Below are 18,721 nucleotides of genomic sequence, written 5' to 3'. Positions count from 1 at the left end.
CCTCGGGTGAGACGTCCCGTTCTGCGGGGTTAGCCTGAGAGGGCACGACAGGAGAACCGCCCCTTATGCCCAGCACTGAGCCCGTCGGGTCCGACCCGGCGCCGAGGCCGAAGCGCCGTACCTTCACCTCGGAGTACAAACTGCGGATCGTCGCCGAGTACGACGCCGCGCCCAGGAACGAGAAGGGCGCGGTCCTGCGCCGGGAACGCCTCTACCACTCGCATGTCAAGGAGTGGCGGGCCGCCCGGGATGCCGGGGCCCTGGAAAACCTGGTCGACCGCCGGACCAGCCCCGCCCGCACGAAGAAGTCCGCCGCGGAGGTGGAGAACGAGAAGCTGCGACAGCAGGTGGAGCGGCTGCAGAAGGACCTGGCCCGGAACAAGGCCGCACTCGAGGTGATGGGAAAAGCCTCCGCGCTCTTGGAAATGATCTCCGAGAGCGCGGACTGAAACACGCCACCGACCCCGTGGTGGACACCGCGTTCACCGGCGTTCAGGGCCAGCTGGGCATCACGGCCGCGTGCCGGCTGACAGGCCGCTCCCGGGCCACCCACTACCGCAGGCTCAAGCCCCCGACCGACCGCACGCCCCGCTCCCACGTCCAGGCCCAGCCCTCGGCGCTGACGGATCAAGAGCGTGCGGCAGTACTGGAGTTGATGAACAGCGCCGAGTACGTGGAGCTGCCGCCCGCGCAGATCTGGGCCCGTGAGCTGGACGCGGGCCGCTATCACTGCTCGGTCTCCACGATGTACCGGATCCTGCGTGACAAGGGCCAGTCCGGCGAGCGTCGCCGTCAGGCCACCCACCCGGCCAAGACCGTGCCCGAACTGGTCGCCACCGCCCCATCCCAGGTCTTCACCTGGGACATCACCAAGCTCGCCGGACCGGCCAAGGGCACCTGGTACCACGCCTACGTCGTCATCGACATCTTCAGCCGCTACATCGTCGGCCACACCGTTGAACGCGCCGAATCAGCAGAGCGTGCCGAGGAGTTGATCCGGGACACCATCGAGCGCAACGGCATCGTGCCCGAGACCGTCCACGCCGACCGGGGCACCTCAATGACCTCCAAGAAGGTCTCTCAGCTGCTGATCGACCTCGGCGTCACCCGCAGCCATTCCCGGCCGAAAGTCTCCAATGACAACCCCTACAGCGAGGCCCATTTCAAGACCACCAAGTACATGTCCGACTACCCCGAGCGGTTCGATTCCCTGGCCCACGCCCGTGATTGGTTCGACGCGTTCATCGCGTACTACAACCACGAGCACCGGCACTCGGGCATTGGATGGCACACGCCCGCCAGCGTCCACTTCGGCACCGCCGAGGAGGTCCGCGACCAGAGAGCCGTCACGCTCGCCGAAGCGTTCGCCCGCCACCCCGAACGCTTCGGTCGCCGCCCCACACCGCCCGAGATACCCCAGCAAGCGTGGATCAACGACCCCGCCAAGCGCAGGGAAACCACACCACAGATCTCATAGCCACACAAATGTCTCACTGGACTTGAAATTCACCGCTGACCTTCGTCTGGCCGAGTACCTCAGCCGCCTCGACCACTTCGTCGACGGTCATACCGAACCGGAGCGGTCCGACGCCGACTGCCGCCGAATAAGACCACTCATCCCGTTCGGCGACTCCGAAATCGGCTTCGGTTTCGAACGCCACAGTCGCTCCTCTAGAAACACCTGAGAACTTGCCGCCGCCCATCATGCCAATCGCCAACAGCAGACTGCGGGGTGCCGCCGAGCTCGCGCAGATCACTCAGCGCGAGCCTCATCTGGGCTCGGCCGCGAATACGCGACACCTGAACATGCGAGCTCACCAGTCCCGAGGCCGTGTTCAACCGCAGTCGTTTCGGTTGATTCGCAAGGAGCGGGTCTGGTCGTTGAGGTTGTAGCCGCGCAGGTCATGGATGGAGCCGCCGCTGCGGGTCACGCAGACCCAGCGGCCGCTGTAGTTCCGCTTCTCGTAGACGCGGGCGGTGCGGTCGGAGTTGTTGCGGATCGAGCTGCCGCGGTCACGGATCGCGGACGGCAGGTCCTTCACGCCGCCGTCCACGGCGCGCCGTACCCATGGCTGCCCGCCGAAGTTGATCTCGGGGTAGATGCACACGTAGCCGGACGGGCAGTCGATACCGGCCCGTACCGTGCCGGTGCTGCCGGAGGCGGAGGCGGGAACGGCCAGCGAGGAGAGGGCCAGGGCGGCGACCGCCGCGGCACGCCTCACGTTTTTGATCACGGCACTAGTAGCGTGTCGCTACTTAGTTATGGCATGTCTGGTTGGGAGGTTGGTGTCTGGCAGATTCCTTCCCCTTTGCCAGACAGGACTGTTGTCATGGGTTCGCAGAAGAAGCGGCCGGTCAGGTTGACCGCGCAGGATCGTGAGGAGTTGGTCCGGGTGACCACGACGGGTGTTCGTGGGGCCTCGATGATCATGCGTGCGCGGGTGCTGCTTGCGCTGGACAGCTCGGTGGGTGAGGTGGACACCAAGGAGGTGATCGCGGCCCGGCTCGGCGTCTCCGGTGAGACGTTGCGGCTGGTCGCCAAGCGTTTCACCGAGACCGGTGGCGATGTGCACGCCACGATTGCTCGGAAGAAGCGCGACCTCCCGCCGGTGCCCTCGCCGGTGACCGGTGAGGTCGAAGCCCGGCTGATCGCGATGGCGTGCTCACAGCCACCCCAGGGCTATACCCGGTGGTCGCTGCGGCTGCTGGAGAAGCACGTCGCGCTGGTCGAGGACATCCCCGACCTGGACCACTCCACCATCGGGCGGGTCTTAAAAAAACGGAACTGCGTCCTCACCTGAGAAAGTGCTGGACCATCCCGCCACGAGCGAACGCGGAGTTCGCGGCCCGGATGGAAGACGTGCTGGCCGTCTATGCCCGGCCCTACGATCCGGCACGCCCGGTGGTGTGCATGGACGAGAAGCCCTACCAGCTCCTCGACCATGCCCGCGACCCGCTCCCGGCCCGCCCTGGTCACGACGCCTGCCAGGACAGCGAGTACATCCGCTGCGGCACGTGCTCAATCTTCGTGTGGGCCGAACCCCTGCGCGGGTGGCGTCGAGTCCAGGCACTGTCCCAGCGGACCCGGATCGACTGGGCCGGCCAGGTCAAACAGTTACTGAGCGTGGACTACCCCGACGCCAAGGCCGTGGTGCTGGTGATGGACAACCTCAACACCCACGGCATCGCCTCACTGTACGAGGCATTCGAACCAGAAGAGGCCTTCGCCCTGGCCCAACGCCTCGAGATCCACCACACACCCAAACACGGGTCATGGCTCAACATCGCCGAGATCGAACTCTCCGCGCTGACCCGGCAATGCCTCGACCGCCGGATCAGCAACCTCGACAACCTCAACACCGAACTCTCAGCCTGGCAGAACGCCACCAACACCGACCAACGTCAGGTGAACTGGCAGTTCACCACCCACGACGCACGCATCAAACTGCGTCACCTTTATCCCAAAAATTAGCTGCGACGGTCTACTAGTTGGGCTTTGTTAGGTCCTTTGGTGGGGTTCGGGGGTTGGTGCGGGTTGGCCGCATATGGAGCATGCGCCGGTCCAGGTGGCCAGGAGGGCCTGGAGTTCGCGGAGGACCGCGTAGAGGGTCAGGCCGGCGCAGGGGCTTTTGGGTCGAGCCGCAGCAGGGTGCAGAAGGCCTGGGCGAGGGAGGCGAGGGTGACGTGGCGGTGCCAGCCGAGGTAGTTGCGGCCCTCGAAGTGGTCCAGGCCGAGGCCGTCCTTGAGCTCGCGGTAGTCGTGCTCAACTCTCCAGCGGATCTTGGCGATTCGCACCAGCTCGCGCAGTGGGGTGTCGGCGCGCAGTGTCGAGAGCCAGTAGTCGGTGGGCTCGGCGGAGTCGGGTGGCCACTCGACGAGCAGCCAGCATTCGGGCAGGGAGCCGTCGGCGGCGCGGCGGATGTGCCGGTTGGCCGGGCGGACCCGTAGGGCCAGGAATTGCGAGCGCATCTCGGCCCGTGGGTTGTGCTTGGTGGCCTTGCTGCCCTGGCGCCAGGTAACGGTGCGGGCGGCCGCTTGCCCGGCGGCCAGGGCCAGCACGCGCAGGGTGCTGTGCGGCTGGGGGTAGGCGGACACGGGAGGGCGGCCCTGCCCGGAGTACGGCGGACGCTCGGGCGTGGCGTCGCCCGGGTGCGCGGTCGTGGTGGCCTTGACCGCGACCGCGTAGGTCAGGCCTCGTTCGGTCAGGCCCTCCCGAAAGCCCGTGGCGTCGCCGTATCCGGCATCGGCGACGACCGGCAGGCCCGGCAACGCCCAGTCCCCGCGGACCTCGTCGAGCATGTCCAGGGCCAGGCGCCACTTCTCCCGGTGGCGAGCAGTCTCGGGGATGCCGGCCTTGGCGCGGCGCCGGCGGATCGCCGAAGCCAGCAGCGCGTCCTTGGTATGTTTGGTGTCGTCCCAGCCCTCGGGCAGGAATAGACGCCAGTCGACGGCCGAGGAGGCGCGGTCGCTGACCAGGTTCACACTGACCCCGATCTGGCAGTTGCCCCGCTTGCCCAGCGCGCCGCAGTACATCCGCGCCACCCCCGGCGAGTCGTAGCCGTCCTTGGGGAAGCCGACATCGTCAATCGCGTACGCCTCGGGCGAGATGTGCGCCGCAGCCCAACGGGCCAGCCGCTCACGGACCTTGGAGTAGTCCCAGGTGGAGGAGGACACGAACTGCTGGAGCTGCTGGTGGTCCACGCCCAGGCGCTCGGCCATCGGCTGCATCGACTTGCGCTTGCCGTCCAGCATCAGCCCACGCAGGTACAACTCACCCTTGGCCCGCTGGTCCCGACGCGCCAACGAGCCCAGCATCTCGGCCGCGAACGCCTCCAGACGCGGACGGACCTCTTCCATCTCCTCAGGAGTCACAACTGAAAGAAGATCACAATCTATCCAACGAAGATCACTTGGGGTACCTAACAAAGCCCTACTAGACATACGGGCTGCCGGGCGCAGGAAGAACGATTTGGCCTGCGGGTTCACCCTGGCGGAGGAGCGCAGCAGGGGTGCGACCGGCGTGAGCACGGTTGCGGGGACCGTCATCCCCTGTTCCGGATGCGGTGGGCCCGGTACGGGCGTGAGGATCGGTTCACGGGCGGCGGCCCTTGCGGGTGGCGTACTCGTCGACGCCGACCACCCGCGGCGCGGGAAGCTCCGGTTCGGGGATGGCGTCGACCAGAGGTGCCCGCTCACCTGCGATGTTGGCACGCACAGACAGCGCGTACGGCGGTCGGCGGGGAAACTCCCGTCGGCCGCCGCACTCGACCCTACCCGCCCGCACGCGGTCAGCGCCGGACTCAGATGGCTACTGGCCCCTGCCAGGGGCCGTTGTCCGTCTCCCAGGCCACGTGCAGATGGCCGTCGCTGCCGATGGCCATCGCGGTGAGTTGGCCGTCGTTTTGCCTGGCCAGTCCTATGCCGGAGCCGGGTTCAAAAGCGGCGTCTCCGAAAGCGACGGGCCCCTGCCAGGGGCCGTTGCCCGTCTCCCAGGCCACATGCATGCGTCCGTCGTGTCCGATAGCCACGGCTGTGAACTGGTTGTCGTTCTGCTTTTCCGCAGCGATTCCCGCGTAGGAAGGAAACAGACCCTGGTCTCCGAAGCCTACGGGCCCCTGCCACGGGCCGTTATCGGTTTCCCATGCGACGTACATGCGTCCGTCGGCTCCCACTGCAAGGGCCGTCAATTGGTTGTCGTTCTGTGGTTTAACCGCTACGCCTGACACCGGGGCCAGGGCGTCCTCTCCGAACGCAACCGGTCCTTGCCAGGGCCCGTTGTTGGTTTCCCATGCGACGCGCATGCGTCCGTCTTCTCCAACGGCGAGAGCTGTCAGCTGGTTGGGGTTCTGCCTGGCCACTCCGACTGGCGAACCTGCGATGAAGGACGCTTCGCCGAAAGCGACCGGGCCCTGCCAGGGGCCGTTGTCCGTCTCCCAGGCCACACACATGCGTTGGTCATGGTCGATGGCCACTGCCGTCAGTTGGTTGTCGCTCTGCCCGGGGCCGGTCAGGACAGCAGCCCTTTCCTGTTCAGTGTGTTGCTCAACTGTCTGTACAGGTCCAGGAACCTCTGCCTCGCCGTCGACAAGTCCTCAAGCGCCTTGTAGTAGCGGGTGGGGTCTGTGCCCTTCCACTCGACTGGGACTTCCGTGTACTTGTAGCCGCTCACTCCGCCAGGCGGGAAGGTCCCGATGAACTCAGCGTGGAGATCACCCAGCGCTTCTACCAGGGCCTGGTGCTCTTCAGCCGCCTCGGGGTCGATGAAGTCCACGACGTCGCCGGTGAGCGTGTCGTACGCGTCGTAGACGGCGTCCGCCAGCCAGGTGGGCACCCGATGCAGCGGGGCTCCTTCGGCCAGTACCTTGATCCATCGGGCATCGGGAGGAATCGCGTCGAAGACGCGGCCGCTCTTCGCACGGTCCGCCGTGTGCGGGGCTGCTGGTTCAGCAGGTGCACCGGTCACCGCCCACCCTGTGGCGAGCAGCGCCTGGATCTGGGCTCGGGGGAGCCATGTGGTGCGGTCTCCGCGCCGCATCGGTACGGCGACCGAATCGGGTGGTGCGCCCTTGGTCGGTCCCGGCACTACGAGAGGCTGGGAAGTGGGCGGCTGGGCTGGGATGTCGATGACCAGTACGCCCTTTTCTTCACCGCAGTCGATCCAGTTGACGCTTAGACCTCGCACCGTGGGTATCAGTTTTCCGTCGATCAGCTTGCGGTGCCGGTCGAGGTCGACGAGCTTCCGTGGGACGGGATTGAGCTCGGAAACGATCTCGACATCGTGGGGCTGCTCGGTCTTGAAGCCGACCACCAGCAGTCCACCGGTGGAAGTGTTGGCGAAGCCGGCCACGTCCTTGAGGAGTTCCTGTTCGTGCTCCGGATTGTCCAGGTGGTAGATCCCCTTCTTGACGTCCAGCCAGCTCGACTCCTCCAGCCCCAGCAGAACATCGAACCTGGACTCCTTCAGGGCACGGCGTACCTCATCAATGTTTGTCACCGGCAAAGCATCCACCCGCCCCGGCGTCCCCAGGCCCTGTTCACGATCAAGGCCACTTGCTCAGATGTGGTCTTCAGGTAGGAAGCAGGGCACGGTCTCCACGGAGCACTCCTCGATCCACCTGGCGATCATGCTCAAGTTCACCAGGCACTCCGGTGCCGCCTGCTCGGCTGTGGTGGTGCCCTCACCGGGAGACCGTTCCCTCAGTGTCGGCGCGCGCGAACCGTCGGCTCTCCGCACGCAGAGCTCCGCTGGACGCACTGGAGCGCGCACGGGCCGGAGTGTCAGAGGGCACTGAGATACTTCTGTGCATGGCACTACGGTCACCGATCTACCTCGACACTGAGACCCTGCTGTCGCAGGCGGAGTACTACGAAATCGAGATTCCTCGACAAGCCGAGATCGTCGAGAAATCCATTCGGAGGCAGACCGGCGGCGGTAAGGCTGGCATGGGCGGGTTCGCGCTGGAAGGCTCTAGGGGGACCGACGTTGAGTTCCAATCCACCTACAGCCTCGCCCCCAAGCAGAAGGCCACCTTCAGCAAGCTGATCGACGCGCTGATCAGCGACGCCGGCTCGGTCAAAGTCGACCCGGACGGCGAAACCCCCCTCGTCAGGGACGATCTGGTCCAGATCGAGGGAACGACGAGGATCACCGCGGCCAGCCTGGCAGGGAAGATGTTCTTCATCCTTCGTCGGCTGATGGACACCGTAGAGGCAGACCTGGAAAGCCTCCGCAATCTCAAGGTTGAGGATTTGCCGTTCGCCGAGCAGTTGCAGCAGGTGTACCTCCGGAACGAGCTCCTCCCCATTCCAACCCTCCTGGAGCTGACCGGGTCGAACCTGCCGCAGAAGGTCTACATCAATGTGCCGCCGGACCACTTCCTGGGCGAGGCTTCAGCGAACCGTATCGAAGGAGAACTCCGCGTCCTGGGAAGCGTCAGCAGGTTGATTCCAGGGGGCAGTGACGGTTACCTCAGCGCCGAACAGTGGCTCCTCCACGACTGGGAGCACATGATGCGGCGCTTCATGATGCTCGACGTAGACGATCACGTGCGAGAGCTGGTCAGCCACTTCAACCTGGATCTCCCCACTGAGGACGTGCACTCCCATATCGCCGGTCCCGCCATCATCGTGGACGCGATCGGGCTTTACTGATCTGCGAAACTCCTCTGATCTGCAGCAGAGCTGTGTCTTCGGGGCATCCGCTGGCAGCCGCCCCGAAGACCGGCTTTACACCTAATCGATGCCGAGCTTCCGCAGCGAATCCAGCTGCTCCGCCGTGAGCCTGTCCCGCCTCGCGCGGGTGTTCGATGTCCACACGCCCAGCTTTACGATCACCGGCTCCGTCTCGCCGTCGACTGCGATCGGCTCGCTGTGGCCCCTTGGCACCGGCCGGTCGCCTTCCCGTTCCACCCATTGCGTGAGGGCCGCAAGGCCCCGCTGGAACGCCTGCTGCGCCTTGCTCGGGCCCTTCGTCGCACGAGCGACTGCCGGGGCTGGAGACGGAGCTTCAGCGGCCTTGATGCCCAGCGCGGTCAGCCGTTCCTGCTGCTCGGGCGACAGCTGCGCCCAGGTGCTCGGTTCCTGCTGGCGCCACCGCCACGTGCCCACGTCATCGCCCTCGAAGACGACGCCCGGCGCGATGTCGGGCAGGTAACCGTCGGCGTCGATGAGGTCGGCGAGTACGCGGTAGTGCCTCTGCCAGTTCAGCGGCCATGGGCAGTTCCAGTCCGGGTCGATCGCGGTCAGCTGCTGCGCGCGCTTCGCCGCCCGCTCCGGGTCCTTGCCCAGGCCGCCCTTCCGGCGGAGGTTGGCCATGTGCTGCCCGATGGGCACCATCGCCTCGCCCTCGCCCCACACCGCGTCCTGACGTGGGGCGAGGTGCCCGGTGGCCCGCCGGTACGACCGCAGCGCGGACAGCTTGGTCTCCCACGCCTCCTCGCCGGGCTCCCACACCATCCCGGCCTCCGGGGCGTCCAGCAGGGTCTTGCGCCGCTCCTCCAGCTCACCCGCCCGCAGCGCCTTGCGCTGCTGGTGCACCCACCGCCCGAGGGGGGAGTCCTTGGTGACGCCGACCTCGACCTCGACGTCGTAGGGCACGGCGTAGAGGCCGGTGATCTCGTTCTCCTTTCGCCACCGGAGCAGGGCCTGGTAGCCCTCCAGCCACACCAGCGACTCCGGCCGGTACACCCGCGTCCGCAGGAAGGCCGCGATGGTCGCCGCGTCCCGGGGAGAGGAGAAGTGGAGCAGCGCCGCTTCGGCGGCGGCCTGCGTGTCGTCGTCCTGGTCCTCGCCGTCGCCCTCGCCGCTGGCGGACCCGACGATCTGGCCGTCTTCGTCGCGCCGGACGTGGACCTTGCGCTTGCCGCTGGTGAGCGCGCGGGATGCGAGCTGCTCGACCATGCGCTCATCGTGCGAGCGCAGACCCTTTATCTAGGGGTGGGGGAGTGTGAGGGATGTTTGCTCGGCGGTCCTGCGCGAGGAGCCGTACGGCCCGTTCGGCGGGCTGCCGGAGATGGTGCGCGTGGACCGGGGCAAGGACTTGCGCTGCTCAACTCCAGCTCGGTGAGGGTCCGTGCGGTGTCTTGTAGGGGACCGGTTGGCCGGTGTGCGCGTCGACCACAACGCGGTCGCCTACGGGTCGTGCCAGCTTCACAGTCACTTGTTGCAACCTTGCCTGCTTGGTGCAGAGGCCGCCGTCGTCTTTCCGGTGTTTGACGGAGCCCGAGAGCACCACGCTGCCCCGTGTTTCCAGCACAGCCACCACGGGGCCGTCGTCGCAGGCACCGTGGAGGGCAACCACGGTCACCGAACGCCCTCCTGCGGCACTGGACAACCGGCGGCTACGCCTGCCGAAGGTTGGAGAGGTGGGCTGCATCATTCCGGGAAGCGGATGGCGCGGCTGGTGGAGCGGGGCCAGGCGGTCGTGCAGTCCGTGAGGGTCCCGTGGGCCGGGCACCGCTGGTACGCGTCCGTGCTCTGCAAGGTCACCGCCGATCTCCCTGACAGACCCACCCGCCGTCAGAACCAGCCCCCGGCCCCTGCGGCAGCACCGGCACGGCACGGGTCAGCGCCACGCTGATCGGGAGTTCCACGCCTTCATGCTGCGACCAGACACCGGTCACAGCGCGCCGAGCACCGTGTCGGGCCGGCATACCTCGCAGGCCGGTGCGCCGTCGGCGAGAGCGGCGGCGGCCTGCTCCCGGCTGATGGCTCGCAACTGTTTTCCGGCGGCGAAACAGTCACCCCGGTGGACCTCGGACCGCGAGGTGCCGATCCCGATGTCGTCGATGCCCCAGTCCGGGGTACGCGGACGCCGCTCCTTGCTGCGCAGCTCCTCAGCCCGCGGCTTCCCCTGCTCGCGCTGCTCCCGTGCCCGCTGCTTCTCTTGCCGCTGCTCCTGTCGTTCCTGGGCCTCGAGCTCCCGGATCCGGCCCCGGGTCTGGCGCAGTTGCCAGTCCAGCCACTCCTGAAGAGCCAGGAGCTTGTCGAGGCGGGATATCGACCCGGGATCGGACACGGCTACGCCGCCTCGTCCGCTGTTTCGTGTGCGTGCTTGAGGGCCGTCCGCGCCGCCACCACACCGCTGTCGAGCGTTGTCCAGTACGGATGCGTGGCCACTTCGGTGCTCAGCCGGAGCAGCTCCGCCTGGAACCGGCGCACTTCCGCGGCCTGCTCGTCCGTGTAGCCGGGGCTGTCGGCCTTGCCGGAGCGGAAGCTGGTGTACGGCTGCTTCTCGCTCTCCCAGCCGGGCATCGGTTCGGCCGACCAGGGCAGGCCGGCGGCGTACTGCTCGTATGCGGCGCGGGTCTGGTGCAGCGCGAGCTGGGCGTCGCGCAGGTCCTCGGGAAAGTCGTACGTGGGCACACATGAATGGTACGTGTGTTCGATTTTCGAATGCGGCGGCGCGCCGCCCACTCGCGGCGAATCCCCTCCGTCGGAGGAGTGCAATCTGGCCCGAGCAGATACGGAGCACCACTTCACGACCCCGCACACCTCCGTGCCTGCGGGCTGCAGACAGGACTGCCCCGGCTGGTCCGGGGAGGCCAGTCGGGGCAGCCGTGCGCGGTACGAAGGGTGGTCGCCTCTCGGCGAAGGGCTCCATGGGGCTTCAGCCGAACGAACTTCCCCATGGGCAATAGGTGAGGCCCGGGGACACCGTCCCCTCCGTACCCACAGGCAGATGAACGGTCAACCAGCCGGGATCATTCCCCGTACAGGCTCCGGCCTCTTGCAACTGGAGCTCTGCCGGTCGCGGTGACCGGTGATGTTGCCTGCCGACCGCAAAGAACCCGCCTGATGCGCCCACGGCTTGCCTGCCGCAGATGAGGAGCAAGAAAGAGAGCCGGGCTAGCGGGTGCGGATCTCAACGCTGCCCACTTCAGAAGAGGTGTGAAGTGTACAGTTCTGTACATGAGTGACACTCTGCCGATCACTGAAGCGCGCGCCCGGTTCGGGGCGCTGGTTCGCCGTGCGTCCCACGCCCGTGAGCGCATCACGATCACCGATCACGGTCAGCCGGCGGCTGTTCTGATCAACCCCCAGGAGCTCGCCGACCTGGAAGACGCCCTGGCCCTGGCGCAGTACCGCGCTCGGCAGGCAGCCGGCCAGACGGCGGACGTTCCGCATGACGAGGTGCGCGCCCGCCTCGGGCTGGAGCGCGGTTGACGTACGCGATCACCTGGGACGAGGCCGCCATCGACGCGGCTGCCCGGTTCCTCAAGAACGACCCGGACGGGCTGCGTCAGCTGATGGACGCGGTCGACATGCTCGCCGAGCACCCGCGGCCGGCGGGCACCGCCGAGTACGGATCGCCGGACCTGCGCCGCATGCAGGTCGGCCGCTATCGCGTCCTGTACGAGATCACCGAAGCCACTGTCACCATCGCCGTCATCCACGTCGGCCGCCTCGGCTGACACCCCCGAAGACGCCACACTTGCCACGCACCGGCCATCTGCCGGTCCGCAGCCGGGGTGGGAAGTGCAGACACTAGCCGCCCGCCAGGCGGGACGCAGTCACATCCTGTCGACGTTTTCCTCCCGCCCGGCGGGAGCCCTCTCAACAAGCCCTTGACCAGCGCTTTTAGGGTGCTGGGCTGGGGCCATGATGACGTTCCAGCAAGTGAGCACGGGCTCCGCGTACCGGTATTACCTGCGCCAGGTCGCGGTGGGGGACGGTCGCCGGCCCCGGGGGAAGAACCTGGACCAGGCGCAGGAAGAGGCCGGGGTCCCACCCGGGTGTGGATGGGCAAGGCCCTGCCTGCGGTCGGCTTGACCGCGGGATCGAGGGTGACCCACCGGCAGACGGCGAACCTGTTTGGCAAGGGGCGGCACCCCGTCTCCGAGCAGATCATCGAGGACAGACGTGCTGCCGGAGACACCCCCGCGAAAGCCGAGCGCGCCACCCGCCTTGGTTACCTGATCCAGAAGTGGTCCGGGGCCGATCTGGTGTTCCGTGCGCCCGGCAGCGTTCAGATCCTCTGGGCCCTGGCCAGCGACGTGGTCAGGAAGGTCATTGAGGCCGCGCATACTCGCGTGATCGACGAGGTCGTCGACCAGATTGAGACGGGACTGCTGATCGTGCGCCGTGGAAGGGACAGCACCCCCGAGCGCGCCGAACCCGGGGTGATCGCCGCCCGGTTCCGGCACTACGAATCCCGCGACGGCCAGCCGCTGCTCCATGACCATCTCGTCCTGTCGGTCAAGGTCCGCCGCACCGACGGCAGTGGGGCACGCTCCATACCCGTATCCCTGCACCCGAAGGATGCCCCGGCCACTGTCGCGGCCGCCGCGGTCATCAGTCCTGCACGGCTGACTGTCGTCCCCGACGACGACCTTCGCTGGGCAACCCTCTCGGCGCAGTCGGCCGTTGGCGGCGCCGTCCGCGCCGGAGAGGTTGGTGGGCTGGTGGATCTCCACTTTCGGGGCGACCCGTACAACCAATCCCGTGACCGGCATGTCGTATATGGCAGGAAACCAAGAGCCGCAGCACAAGGGGGAACGATGCGCACGAGACGATACGGGGCGATGCTGGCCGCCCTGACGATGGCCGGTGTGGGCGTGGGAGTGGCCGCGCCCGCGACGGCGGGCGCGACCACGACGGCTGTCGCGTGCCCGACCGGCTGGGGCAGCCTTCCGAAGACTGCGGCGGACACCAGCGTCGGATCGCTGACCGACATTAGGACCGGCGAGCACGACTGCTACGACCGCATGGTCTTCGACGTACCCACGGCGGGCATCGAGCCGATCGGGTACACCGTGCACTACGTCGGCGCCTTCTATCAGGACCCTTCCGGCATGCGCATTCCGATCTCCGGCGGGGCGATCATCGAGATCAGGGTGTCCGCCCCCGCCTACGACCCGGAGACTCACTCGGCGACCTACCCAGGCCGGGGCAGCCGAGTGCTTCCGGGCGTCGACCTGACCGGCTACCGCACCTTCCGCGAGGCGAAGTTCGGGGCCAGCTTCGAAGGGGTCACGCAAGTGGGCCTTGGTGTGCGGGCCCGGCTGCCGTTCCGGGTGTCCCAGCTCTCCAACCGTTTGGTGGTCGATGTCGCTCACACCTGGTGAGGCAGTCACCTCAGCCGCATCGCCGGGTGGGCGCGGTGCCGTGACGCTGGCGCTCCCCCGCATGCGGTCGGCGGCGGGACGCTGTCGCTAGAGGGCCGCGGGGCATCCGGGGATCGCCTGCGCCGGCCTCGGCGGCCCCTTCCCACGAGCACCAGGGCGGCACGAATTGCCGCCCTGGTCTCAGGTATCCCAGTCCTTCTGCACTCGGCTGACCGGTATCGGCATACGACTGACAGCAGTCGCCACCATCCGATAGAGCCTTCTCCACGCAGGCGCGGGCATCACCTTGGGATCAGGCTGGCTGTTGGCTCCTGGTGGTGTCAGAAAGGCGGTTCGTCGCTGTATCCGCCCCATTCGAGGGGCTGGAGGCGTTGGGCGGCGAGGCGGGCGTAGCGGGTTCGTGCCGCGGTGTCGTCTGGTGTTTCCAGGGTGCTGGTGTCGTGGCCCCAGGCCTGGAGGGCGTCCAGGGCGCGGTCACGCTGGTACCGGTGGGTGCTGGTGTTCAGCAGGCGGTGGGCGTGGTGGGCGAGCAGGTCGTGGTGAGGGACGAGCTCGGGGTGTTCGGCCAGGGGTATGGCGGCGACGAGGGCTGCGTGTCGTACCGTTTCGTTTTCGTCGTCCAGGAGCGGGCAGATGGCGCGGAAGAGCTGCGGGCGCAGGTCCCGGAACCCGCGCATGGCCGGGTACCCGGCCAGGAACGTGCCGTCCCACATGCCTTGGCCGATCGCGACGGTTTCGTCGTCGGCGTCGTACGCGGTGGAACCGAGCCATTTCAGCAGCTCAGCGCGCATCGGCAGGTGTGGGGCCTGCCCAGTGGCTGAGTGGACTTCGTTCGTCGAGGTGGCGGGGTGCGACAGGATCGCCGCGACGTACCGTGCGACGGGCACGGTGGCCTCGTAGATGGTGTTCTGGTGGCTGGGCAGCGCCCTGTCGAGTGCCGCAGCCCGGACGGCTGGGTCAGGGTTCACAAGACCGGCCAGGGCGGACGGCAGGGATCCGCCTGTCGCAGGTCCTGCAGGGGTTTCGAGTGACGCCCACTCGGTACTTTCCAACACCGCCTGCCACTCGGGCACCTCACCTGCGCTGCTCACCCACGGAGGCTACAGGGCACCCGCAGGCCCCGGGAGGCGGGATGGCGCTCCGCCCCTGGGAAGGGCTGCTGGCTACCGAGCCCAGTCGATTCCCAGCTCGGCGAGCGCGCGGAGCTGGCCGGTATCGAGCCGGTCGCGGCGGGCTTTCTGGTTGGTGATCCAGATGCCGGTGCGGTGTTCGGTGCCGTCGGGTAGGTGTTCGACGTGGTGCGGGTGCCGAAATCCCCATCCATAGCCGTTGAACTGCGTGTTCTCGTGAGTGGCAAACGTTCGCCGCATGGGCGTGTCAGGCTGCTGGATCGTGCTGCTGCGACTGCCCTACCTCGCCGTGTCGAGCGTGTTCGCCTTCATGCGGCTGCTTCCGATGAGCGATGTTGACAAGGACATCGAGATATTGACGCTGCGCCACCAGTTGGCCGTCCTGCAGCGGCAGATCGACAGGCCGCGCGTCAACGCAGCGGACCGTGCCTTTCTTGCCGCGCTCCTGCACCGGCTTCCCAGACCCAAGCTGCGGCAGCTGCACCTGATCGTCTCGCCGGACACGATCCTGAGGTGGCACCGCGATCTCATGCGCCGCCGCCATGCCGACGCCTCCCGCCGCAAGCGGCCCGGCAGACCGCCGACCCGCCGCGCCATCCAGGCTCTCGTCCTGCGCCTGGCCCACGAGAACGCAGGCTGGGGCTACCGGCGCATCCACGGCGAACTCACCGTCCTCGGCATCAAGGTCGCACCCTCCACCGTGTGGAGATTCTGCGGGCGCACGGGATCGGGCCCGCGCCCGAACGCGACCGCCAGACCTGGGCCATGTTTCTGCGTAGCCAGGCACACGCGATCCTGGCTTGCGACTTCTTCACTGCCACCACCCTGAACGGCGCGAGCGTGTACGTCTTCGCCGTCATCGAGCACGCCAACCGTCGTGTCCGCATCCTCGGCGTGACCACCCACCCCACCGCGGCCTGGGTCATCCAGGTCGCGAGGAATATGGTGATGGACCTTCAGGATGCCGGCGCCACGGTCACGCACCTGATCAGGGACCGCGACAGCAAGTACACCCGCGCGTTCGACGCCGTCTTCGCCGCCGAGGGCATTGAGGTCGTCACTACCGGCATCCGCATTCCCCGGATGAACTCGGTCATGGAACGTTGGGTGCAGACCTGCAGGCGCGAACTCCTCGACCGTACCTTGATCTGGAACCAGTCCCACCTGCTGCACGCGCTCCGCGAGTTCGAGTCTTTCTATAACGGGCATCGGCCTCACCGCACCCTGCACAGTGCGGCGCCGCTTCGGCCAGTCCCCGAACCGATCACCGAGCCGGACCGAGTCGACCACCTCGAAGTCCATCGACGTGATCGACTCGGCGGCGTCATCCATGAGTACGCTCATGCCGGTTGACCTGCGAGGACGTAATATTCGGCACCCGCACGATCTTGGTGGCTAATCCCAACTGTCATGCAGCGAGGCGGAGTTGGAGTCTGGCGAGGTGGCTGTGGCTGCCGCGGTCGAGGGGGTGGCCGTTCCACCAGGCGTTGAGTCGGATGAGGTTGAGGGCGGTGGCGCTGGTGGTGTGGTCGAGGTGGGTCTTGGCAAGGCCGCGGTAGCGGGCTCGGCGTAGGCCGGTGGTGTGGGTGGCCTGGCGGATGGCACCCTCGACCCCGGCGCGGAGCGCATAGTCACGTTGCCAGGTTCCGTTCTGTTGCTGGGCGCGGGCGGTGCGGATGGCCTCGGTGAGCTCACGGGGGTAGAGGCTGAGCCGGCGGCCCTTTCGTGAGCTGGTGCACTGCTCCTTGGTCGGACAGGGGATGCAGTCCAGGGCGGCGAAGGCGACGACGGTCTTGGCCACGCCTTCCTGGGCGACGTTGTTCCAGGTGGCGCTGATCTTTCCGGCCGGACAGACGGCTCGCTTGCGATCCCAGTCGATGGTGAAGTCGTGTGCGGCGAAGCCTTGTTGGGCCTTGGCCTGGCGGGAGGTGTCGAGCAGGACCGGGGTGACCAAGGCGATGCCGTAGTCCTTGGCGGACGAGACGATCAGGTCGGCGCTGGGGTAGCCGGAGTCGAGGTAGTGCCGGGCGGGCAGCAGGTGGCGGCGGCGAAAGGCCTGGTGGATCGGGTCCAGGGCTTTGCTGTCCGGCAGGGTGGAACGGGTGGTCGTGACGTTGGTGATCAGGTTCGGGCGGGTCGGCCGGTCGCCGTCGGCCTGCGGGTGGCAGGTCTCCGAGACGTGCAGCTTGTAGCCGTTCCAGAACAGGTCACGCTTGGCGGACCAACGCGTGTCGGTGTCGTAGGGAGAGGCCAGGCGTATCGGGGCGGGCGGCAGGCCGTCGCCGCCGTCGTCGGTCCGCTCGCGCTGCCGGATCCGCAGCCTGCCGGCCCGGTCGGTGGTGCGGGTGTAGTTCTGCACCAGCACGCACCGTAGGGTCTGCACCGCGGGCAGCTCGCGCAGCCACCCCGGCGAGGCGGGCGCGTAGAGGGCCTGCAGCAGCGTGAAGCCGTCGGCGGCGTAGGCGAGCGCGAGTTCGTACTGCTTGGTCTTGGAACTCGGCAGTCGCCAGTTGTCGATCCGGTCCGCGTAGCGGTGGCTCCAGTCCTCCACCACCAGCACCTGATCGACCCATTCGGGGCATGCGGCGGCCAGCGCGTTCAGGGCAGCGCGGACGCTCTCGCCGACCAGCTCGAGCCGGTTCAGATCCCGCACCGCGGCAACGATGTGTGTGGAGTCGGTGCGCTGGCTGCCGCCCGCCTGCACCAGATCCAGGGTCTGCAGGCGCTCCAGCAACAGGTCCAGCACACGTTCCTCCAGGCCGTGGGCGACAACACGGGAGCGGAACTCTGACAGCACGCTGTGGTCGAAGCCCGGATCCTCCAGATCCAGGCCGAGTGCGTACTTCCAGGCGAGGTTCTCGCGAACCTCGTCAGCAGCCTGCCGATCCGTCAGGTTCGTAGCCTTCTGCAGCACTGTGACCAGCGCCAGACGCCCCGGCGACCAGCCCGGCTTGCCCACCTGGCCGAACGCGTCAGCAAAGGCCGCGTCCGGGAACAGCTCCCCGAGCCGGTCACGAACCTGCACCGCCAGAGGCGCCTCGCGCCTGCCCCGATACATCGCCCGGATCGCCGCCGCGACCTGCGGATCCGGCTCAGGCCAGGACTGCGGTTGCATCGACACGACACACACTCCGATCCCCAAGGAACCACGACAAGATCAACGACCAGCATGATCCCATCCGCTGGAACCACCGCTCCTACGGCGATCAACTCCGCGTCACAGCAACCGAATTCGAATTAGCCACCAAGATCCCGCACGCCGAGGGCTTGAAGCTCACCCACAAGGGGCGTGCCGTGCTCCGCCTGAGCGGAGCCGACGAGCAACTCCACACGGTTTCCGAGCCAGTCGTGAACGACGTTGCACTGAGCCCTGACGATCCACTCGTCTACACCGTGCTCACCCCTCGCCTGGCAGCCGCCGGCGAGGGGCTGCTGGTCGACCCGTACTTCAAGGCCGAGAACTTGCGATGGATCCTGGAGGCCACTTCCATCTGTCGCATCCTTATCTCGAAGAGAGCCAGCGCCAAGGAGCGGCCGATCATCGCCATCGCACTCGCCACGCTGCCCAACGGCCACAGTGTCGAGGTGCGAGCGACCGATGACACAAACCTGCACGACCGTCGCATCATCGCCGCGGACGGGTCTGTCCACCTTCGAACAGACCGTCCAGCTCCTCGAACTCTTCCTCCACCGCGAAGGGCGCGCCCCCGCCGCCCGCGAATCGATCACCGTGGACGGCGAGAGGGTCCAGATCGGCCCGTGGCTGGCCAAAGCCCGCACGAAGAAGCGGGCCGGACAGCTGCCCGCCGAGCACGACAGCCTGCTCGCAACCCTCTTCGAGGGAAACTGGGCCCACGAAACGGCCCAGCCCGTCACCCTGAGGTAGCCCGAAGGCGCTGGCGCGAGGACAGCACCACGCCCTGTGGTCCCTTCACCGAACACCGCTCTGCGTACTCGTACGGGCCAGCCCCGGCCATGCCACGCCCGTACGCTGTGCCGGTGGGGCATCATGAGATGCGGAGCCCG

At 67.4% G+C, this 18,721-nt stretch carries 19 protein-coding genes and 4 pseudogenes; 11 read left to right on the top strand and 12 right to left on the bottom strand.

The window, feature by feature from the left end:
* Nucleotides 1–65: 65 nt before the first annotated feature.
* The gene (locus OG395_RS00335; RefSeq protein ID WP_327241097.1) at nucleotides 66–449 is read left to right on the top strand and encodes a hypothetical protein; all 384 of its coding nucleotides are present in this window, start codon (nucleotides 66–68) and stop codon (nucleotides 447–449) included.
* Between the two features lie 20 nt (nucleotides 450–469).
* On the top strand, nucleotides 470–1,477 hold the full coding sequence (locus OG395_RS00330) for an IS3 family transposase (RefSeq protein WP_327241096.1): 1,008 nt from the start codon (nucleotides 470–472) through the stop codon (nucleotides 1,475–1,477).
* A 13-nt stretch (nucleotides 1,478–1,490) separates the two neighbouring features.
* Here the strand turns inward: OG395_RS00330 and OG395_RS00325 are convergent, their stop codons facing one another.
* Nucleotides 1,491–1,661: a hypothetical protein gene (locus OG395_RS00325; RefSeq protein ID WP_327241095.1), complete on the bottom strand. Its 171-nt coding sequence runs from the start codon at nucleotides 1,659–1,661 to the stop codon at nucleotides 1,491–1,493.
* A gap of 174 nt (nucleotides 1,662–1,835) precedes the next feature.
* Nucleotides 1,836–2,234, bottom strand: coding sequence for a peptidase inhibitor family I36 protein (locus OG395_RS00320; RefSeq protein ID WP_327241094.1), 399 nt, complete (start codon nucleotides 2,232–2,234; stop codon nucleotides 1,836–1,838).
* 96 nt (nucleotides 2,235–2,330) lie between these two features.
* Here OG395_RS00320 and OG395_RS00315 point away from each other — a divergent pair, with 96 nt between their 5' ends.
* Together OG395_RS00315 and OG395_RS00310 are read left to right on the top strand one after the other, a co-directional pair.
* Nucleotides 2,331–2,801, top strand: coding sequence for a helix-turn-helix domain-containing protein (locus OG395_RS00315; protein WP_327241093.1), 471 nt, complete (start codon nucleotides 2,331–2,333; stop codon nucleotides 2,799–2,801).
* Nucleotides 2,690–3,338: pseudogene (locus OG395_RS00310) on the top strand (IS630 family transposase); the annotation flags it as partial. The gene OG395_RS00315 and the pseudogene OG395_RS00310, both read left to right, overlap by 112 nt.
* Nucleotides 3,339–3,609: 271 nt before the next feature.
* Here OG395_RS00310 and OG395_RS00305 read toward each other — a convergent pair.
* From OG395_RS00305 to OG395_RS00290, 4 genes are all read right to left on the bottom strand, one after another.
* Nucleotides 3,610–4,872, bottom strand: coding sequence for an IS701 family transposase (locus OG395_RS00305; protein ID WP_442818486.1), 1,263 nt, complete (start codon nucleotides 4,870–4,872; stop codon nucleotides 3,610–3,612).
* A gap of 220 nt (nucleotides 4,873–5,092) precedes the next feature.
* Nucleotides 5,093–5,215, bottom strand: a complete 123-nt coding sequence (locus OG395_RS00300) for a hypothetical protein (RefSeq protein WP_327241090.1) — start codon at nucleotides 5,213–5,215, stop codon at nucleotides 5,093–5,095.
* Between the two features lie 85 nt (nucleotides 5,216–5,300).
* Nucleotides 5,301–5,972: a hypothetical protein gene (locus tag OG395_RS00295; protein WP_327241089.1), complete on the bottom strand. Its 672-nt coding sequence runs from the start codon at nucleotides 5,970–5,972 to the stop codon at nucleotides 5,301–5,303.
* A gap of 35 nt (nucleotides 5,973–6,007) precedes the next feature.
* Nucleotides 6,008–6,994, bottom strand: coding sequence for an AlbA family DNA-binding domain-containing protein (locus tag OG395_RS00290; protein ID WP_327241088.1), 987 nt, complete (start codon nucleotides 6,992–6,994; stop codon nucleotides 6,008–6,010).
* 311 nt (nucleotides 6,995–7,305) lie between these two features.
* On the opposite strand from OG395_RS00290, the gene OG395_RS00285 reads away from it, so the two are divergent.
* Nucleotides 7,306–8,151: a DUF6414 family protein gene (locus OG395_RS00285; RefSeq protein WP_327241087.1), complete on the top strand. Its 846-nt coding sequence runs from the start codon at nucleotides 7,306–7,308 to the stop codon at nucleotides 8,149–8,151.
* Nucleotides 8,152–8,232: 81 nt separating this feature from the next.
* Here the strand turns inward: OG395_RS00285 and OG395_RS00280 are convergent.
* The 3 genes and pseudogenes from OG395_RS00280 to OG395_RS00265 all read right to left on the bottom strand — a co-directional run.
* Nucleotides 8,233–9,429 (bottom strand): annotated as a pseudogene (locus OG395_RS00280) (helicase associated domain-containing protein); the annotation flags it as partial.
* A 688-nt stretch (nucleotides 9,430–10,117) separates the two neighbouring features.
* Entirely contained in the window at nucleotides 10,118–10,516 is a 399-nt protein-coding gene (locus tag OG395_RS00270; RefSeq protein WP_327241086.1) for a DUF6233 domain-containing protein, read from the bottom strand.
* A gap of 2 nt (nucleotides 10,517–10,518) precedes the next feature.
* A complete protein-coding gene (locus tag OG395_RS00265) occupies nucleotides 10,519–10,863 on the bottom strand; it encodes a hypothetical protein (RefSeq protein ID WP_327241085.1) in 345 nt (114 codons plus the stop codon).
* A 546-nt stretch (nucleotides 10,864–11,409) separates the two neighbouring features.
* Between OG395_RS00265 and OG395_RS00260 the strand changes: the two genes are divergently transcribed.
* The 4 genes and pseudogenes from OG395_RS00260 (at nucleotide 11,410) to OG395_RS00245 (ending at nucleotide 13,565) form a co-directional block, all read left to right on the top strand.
* Nucleotides 11,410–11,664 (top strand): type II toxin-antitoxin system Phd/YefM family antitoxin, encoded by a 255-nt coding sequence (locus tag OG395_RS00260; RefSeq protein WP_327241084.1) that lies wholly within the window; start codon nucleotides 11,410–11,412, stop codon nucleotides 11,662–11,664.
* Nucleotides 11,661–11,912, top strand: coding sequence for a type II toxin-antitoxin system RelE family toxin (locus OG395_RS00255; protein ID WP_327241083.1), 252 nt, complete (start codon nucleotides 11,661–11,663; stop codon nucleotides 11,910–11,912). Before OG395_RS00260 ends, OG395_RS00255 begins: the two co-directional genes overlap by 4 nt.
* A gap of 57 nt (nucleotides 11,913–11,969) precedes the next feature.
* Nucleotides 11,970–12,839: pseudogene (gene mobF, locus OG395_RS00250) on the top strand (MobF family relaxase); the annotation flags it as partial.
* A 159-nt stretch (nucleotides 12,840–12,998) separates the two neighbouring features.
* Entirely contained in the window at nucleotides 12,999–13,565 is a 567-nt protein-coding gene (locus OG395_RS00245) for an AMIN-like domain-containing (lipo)protein (RefSeq protein WP_442818721.1), read from the top strand.
* Nucleotides 13,566–13,885: 320 nt separating this feature from the next.
* Here OG395_RS00245 and OG395_RS00240 read toward each other — a convergent pair whose 3' ends face one another.
* Both OG395_RS00240 and OG395_RS00235 read right to left on the bottom strand, forming a co-directional pair.
* A complete protein-coding gene (locus tag OG395_RS00240; RefSeq protein WP_327241082.1) occupies nucleotides 13,886–14,656 on the bottom strand; it encodes a hypothetical protein in 771 nt (256 codons plus the stop codon).
* 72 nt (nucleotides 14,657–14,728) lie between these two features.
* Complete coding sequence (locus OG395_RS00235) at nucleotides 14,729–14,935, bottom strand: hypothetical protein (protein ID WP_327241081.1); 207 nt, start codon at nucleotides 14,933–14,935, stop codon at nucleotides 14,729–14,731.
* 22 nt (nucleotides 14,936–14,957) lie between these two features.
* On the opposite strand from OG395_RS00235, the pseudogene OG395_RS00230 reads away from it, so the two are divergent.
* Nucleotides 14,958–16,048 (top strand): annotated as a pseudogene (locus OG395_RS00230) (integrase core domain-containing protein).
* A 55-nt stretch (nucleotides 16,049–16,103) separates the two neighbouring features.
* On the opposite strand, the gene OG395_RS00225 reads toward OG395_RS00230, so the two are convergent.
* A complete protein-coding gene (locus OG395_RS00225) occupies nucleotides 16,104–17,810 on the bottom strand; it encodes an IS1182 family transposase (RefSeq protein WP_327249211.1) in 1,707 nt (568 codons plus the stop codon).
* 483 nt (nucleotides 17,811–18,293) lie between these two features.
* Here OG395_RS00225 and OG395_RS00220 point away from each other — a divergent pair, with 483 nt between their 5' ends.
* Nucleotides 18,294–18,581, top strand: coding sequence for a hypothetical protein (locus OG395_RS00220; RefSeq protein WP_327241080.1), 288 nt, complete (start codon nucleotides 18,294–18,296; stop codon nucleotides 18,579–18,581).
* The last annotated feature ends 140 nt before the right edge of the window (nucleotides 18,582–18,721 follow it).

This window comes from Streptomyces sp. NBC_01320 (assembly GCF_035974375.1).
Taxonomy (GTDB): domain Bacteria; phylum Actinomycetota; class Actinomycetes; order Streptomycetales; family Streptomycetaceae; genus Streptomyces; species Streptomyces yanii.
The sequence above is the reverse complement of the archived record's forward strand: the minus strand, read 5'-3'. Positions and strand labels throughout refer to the sequence as shown.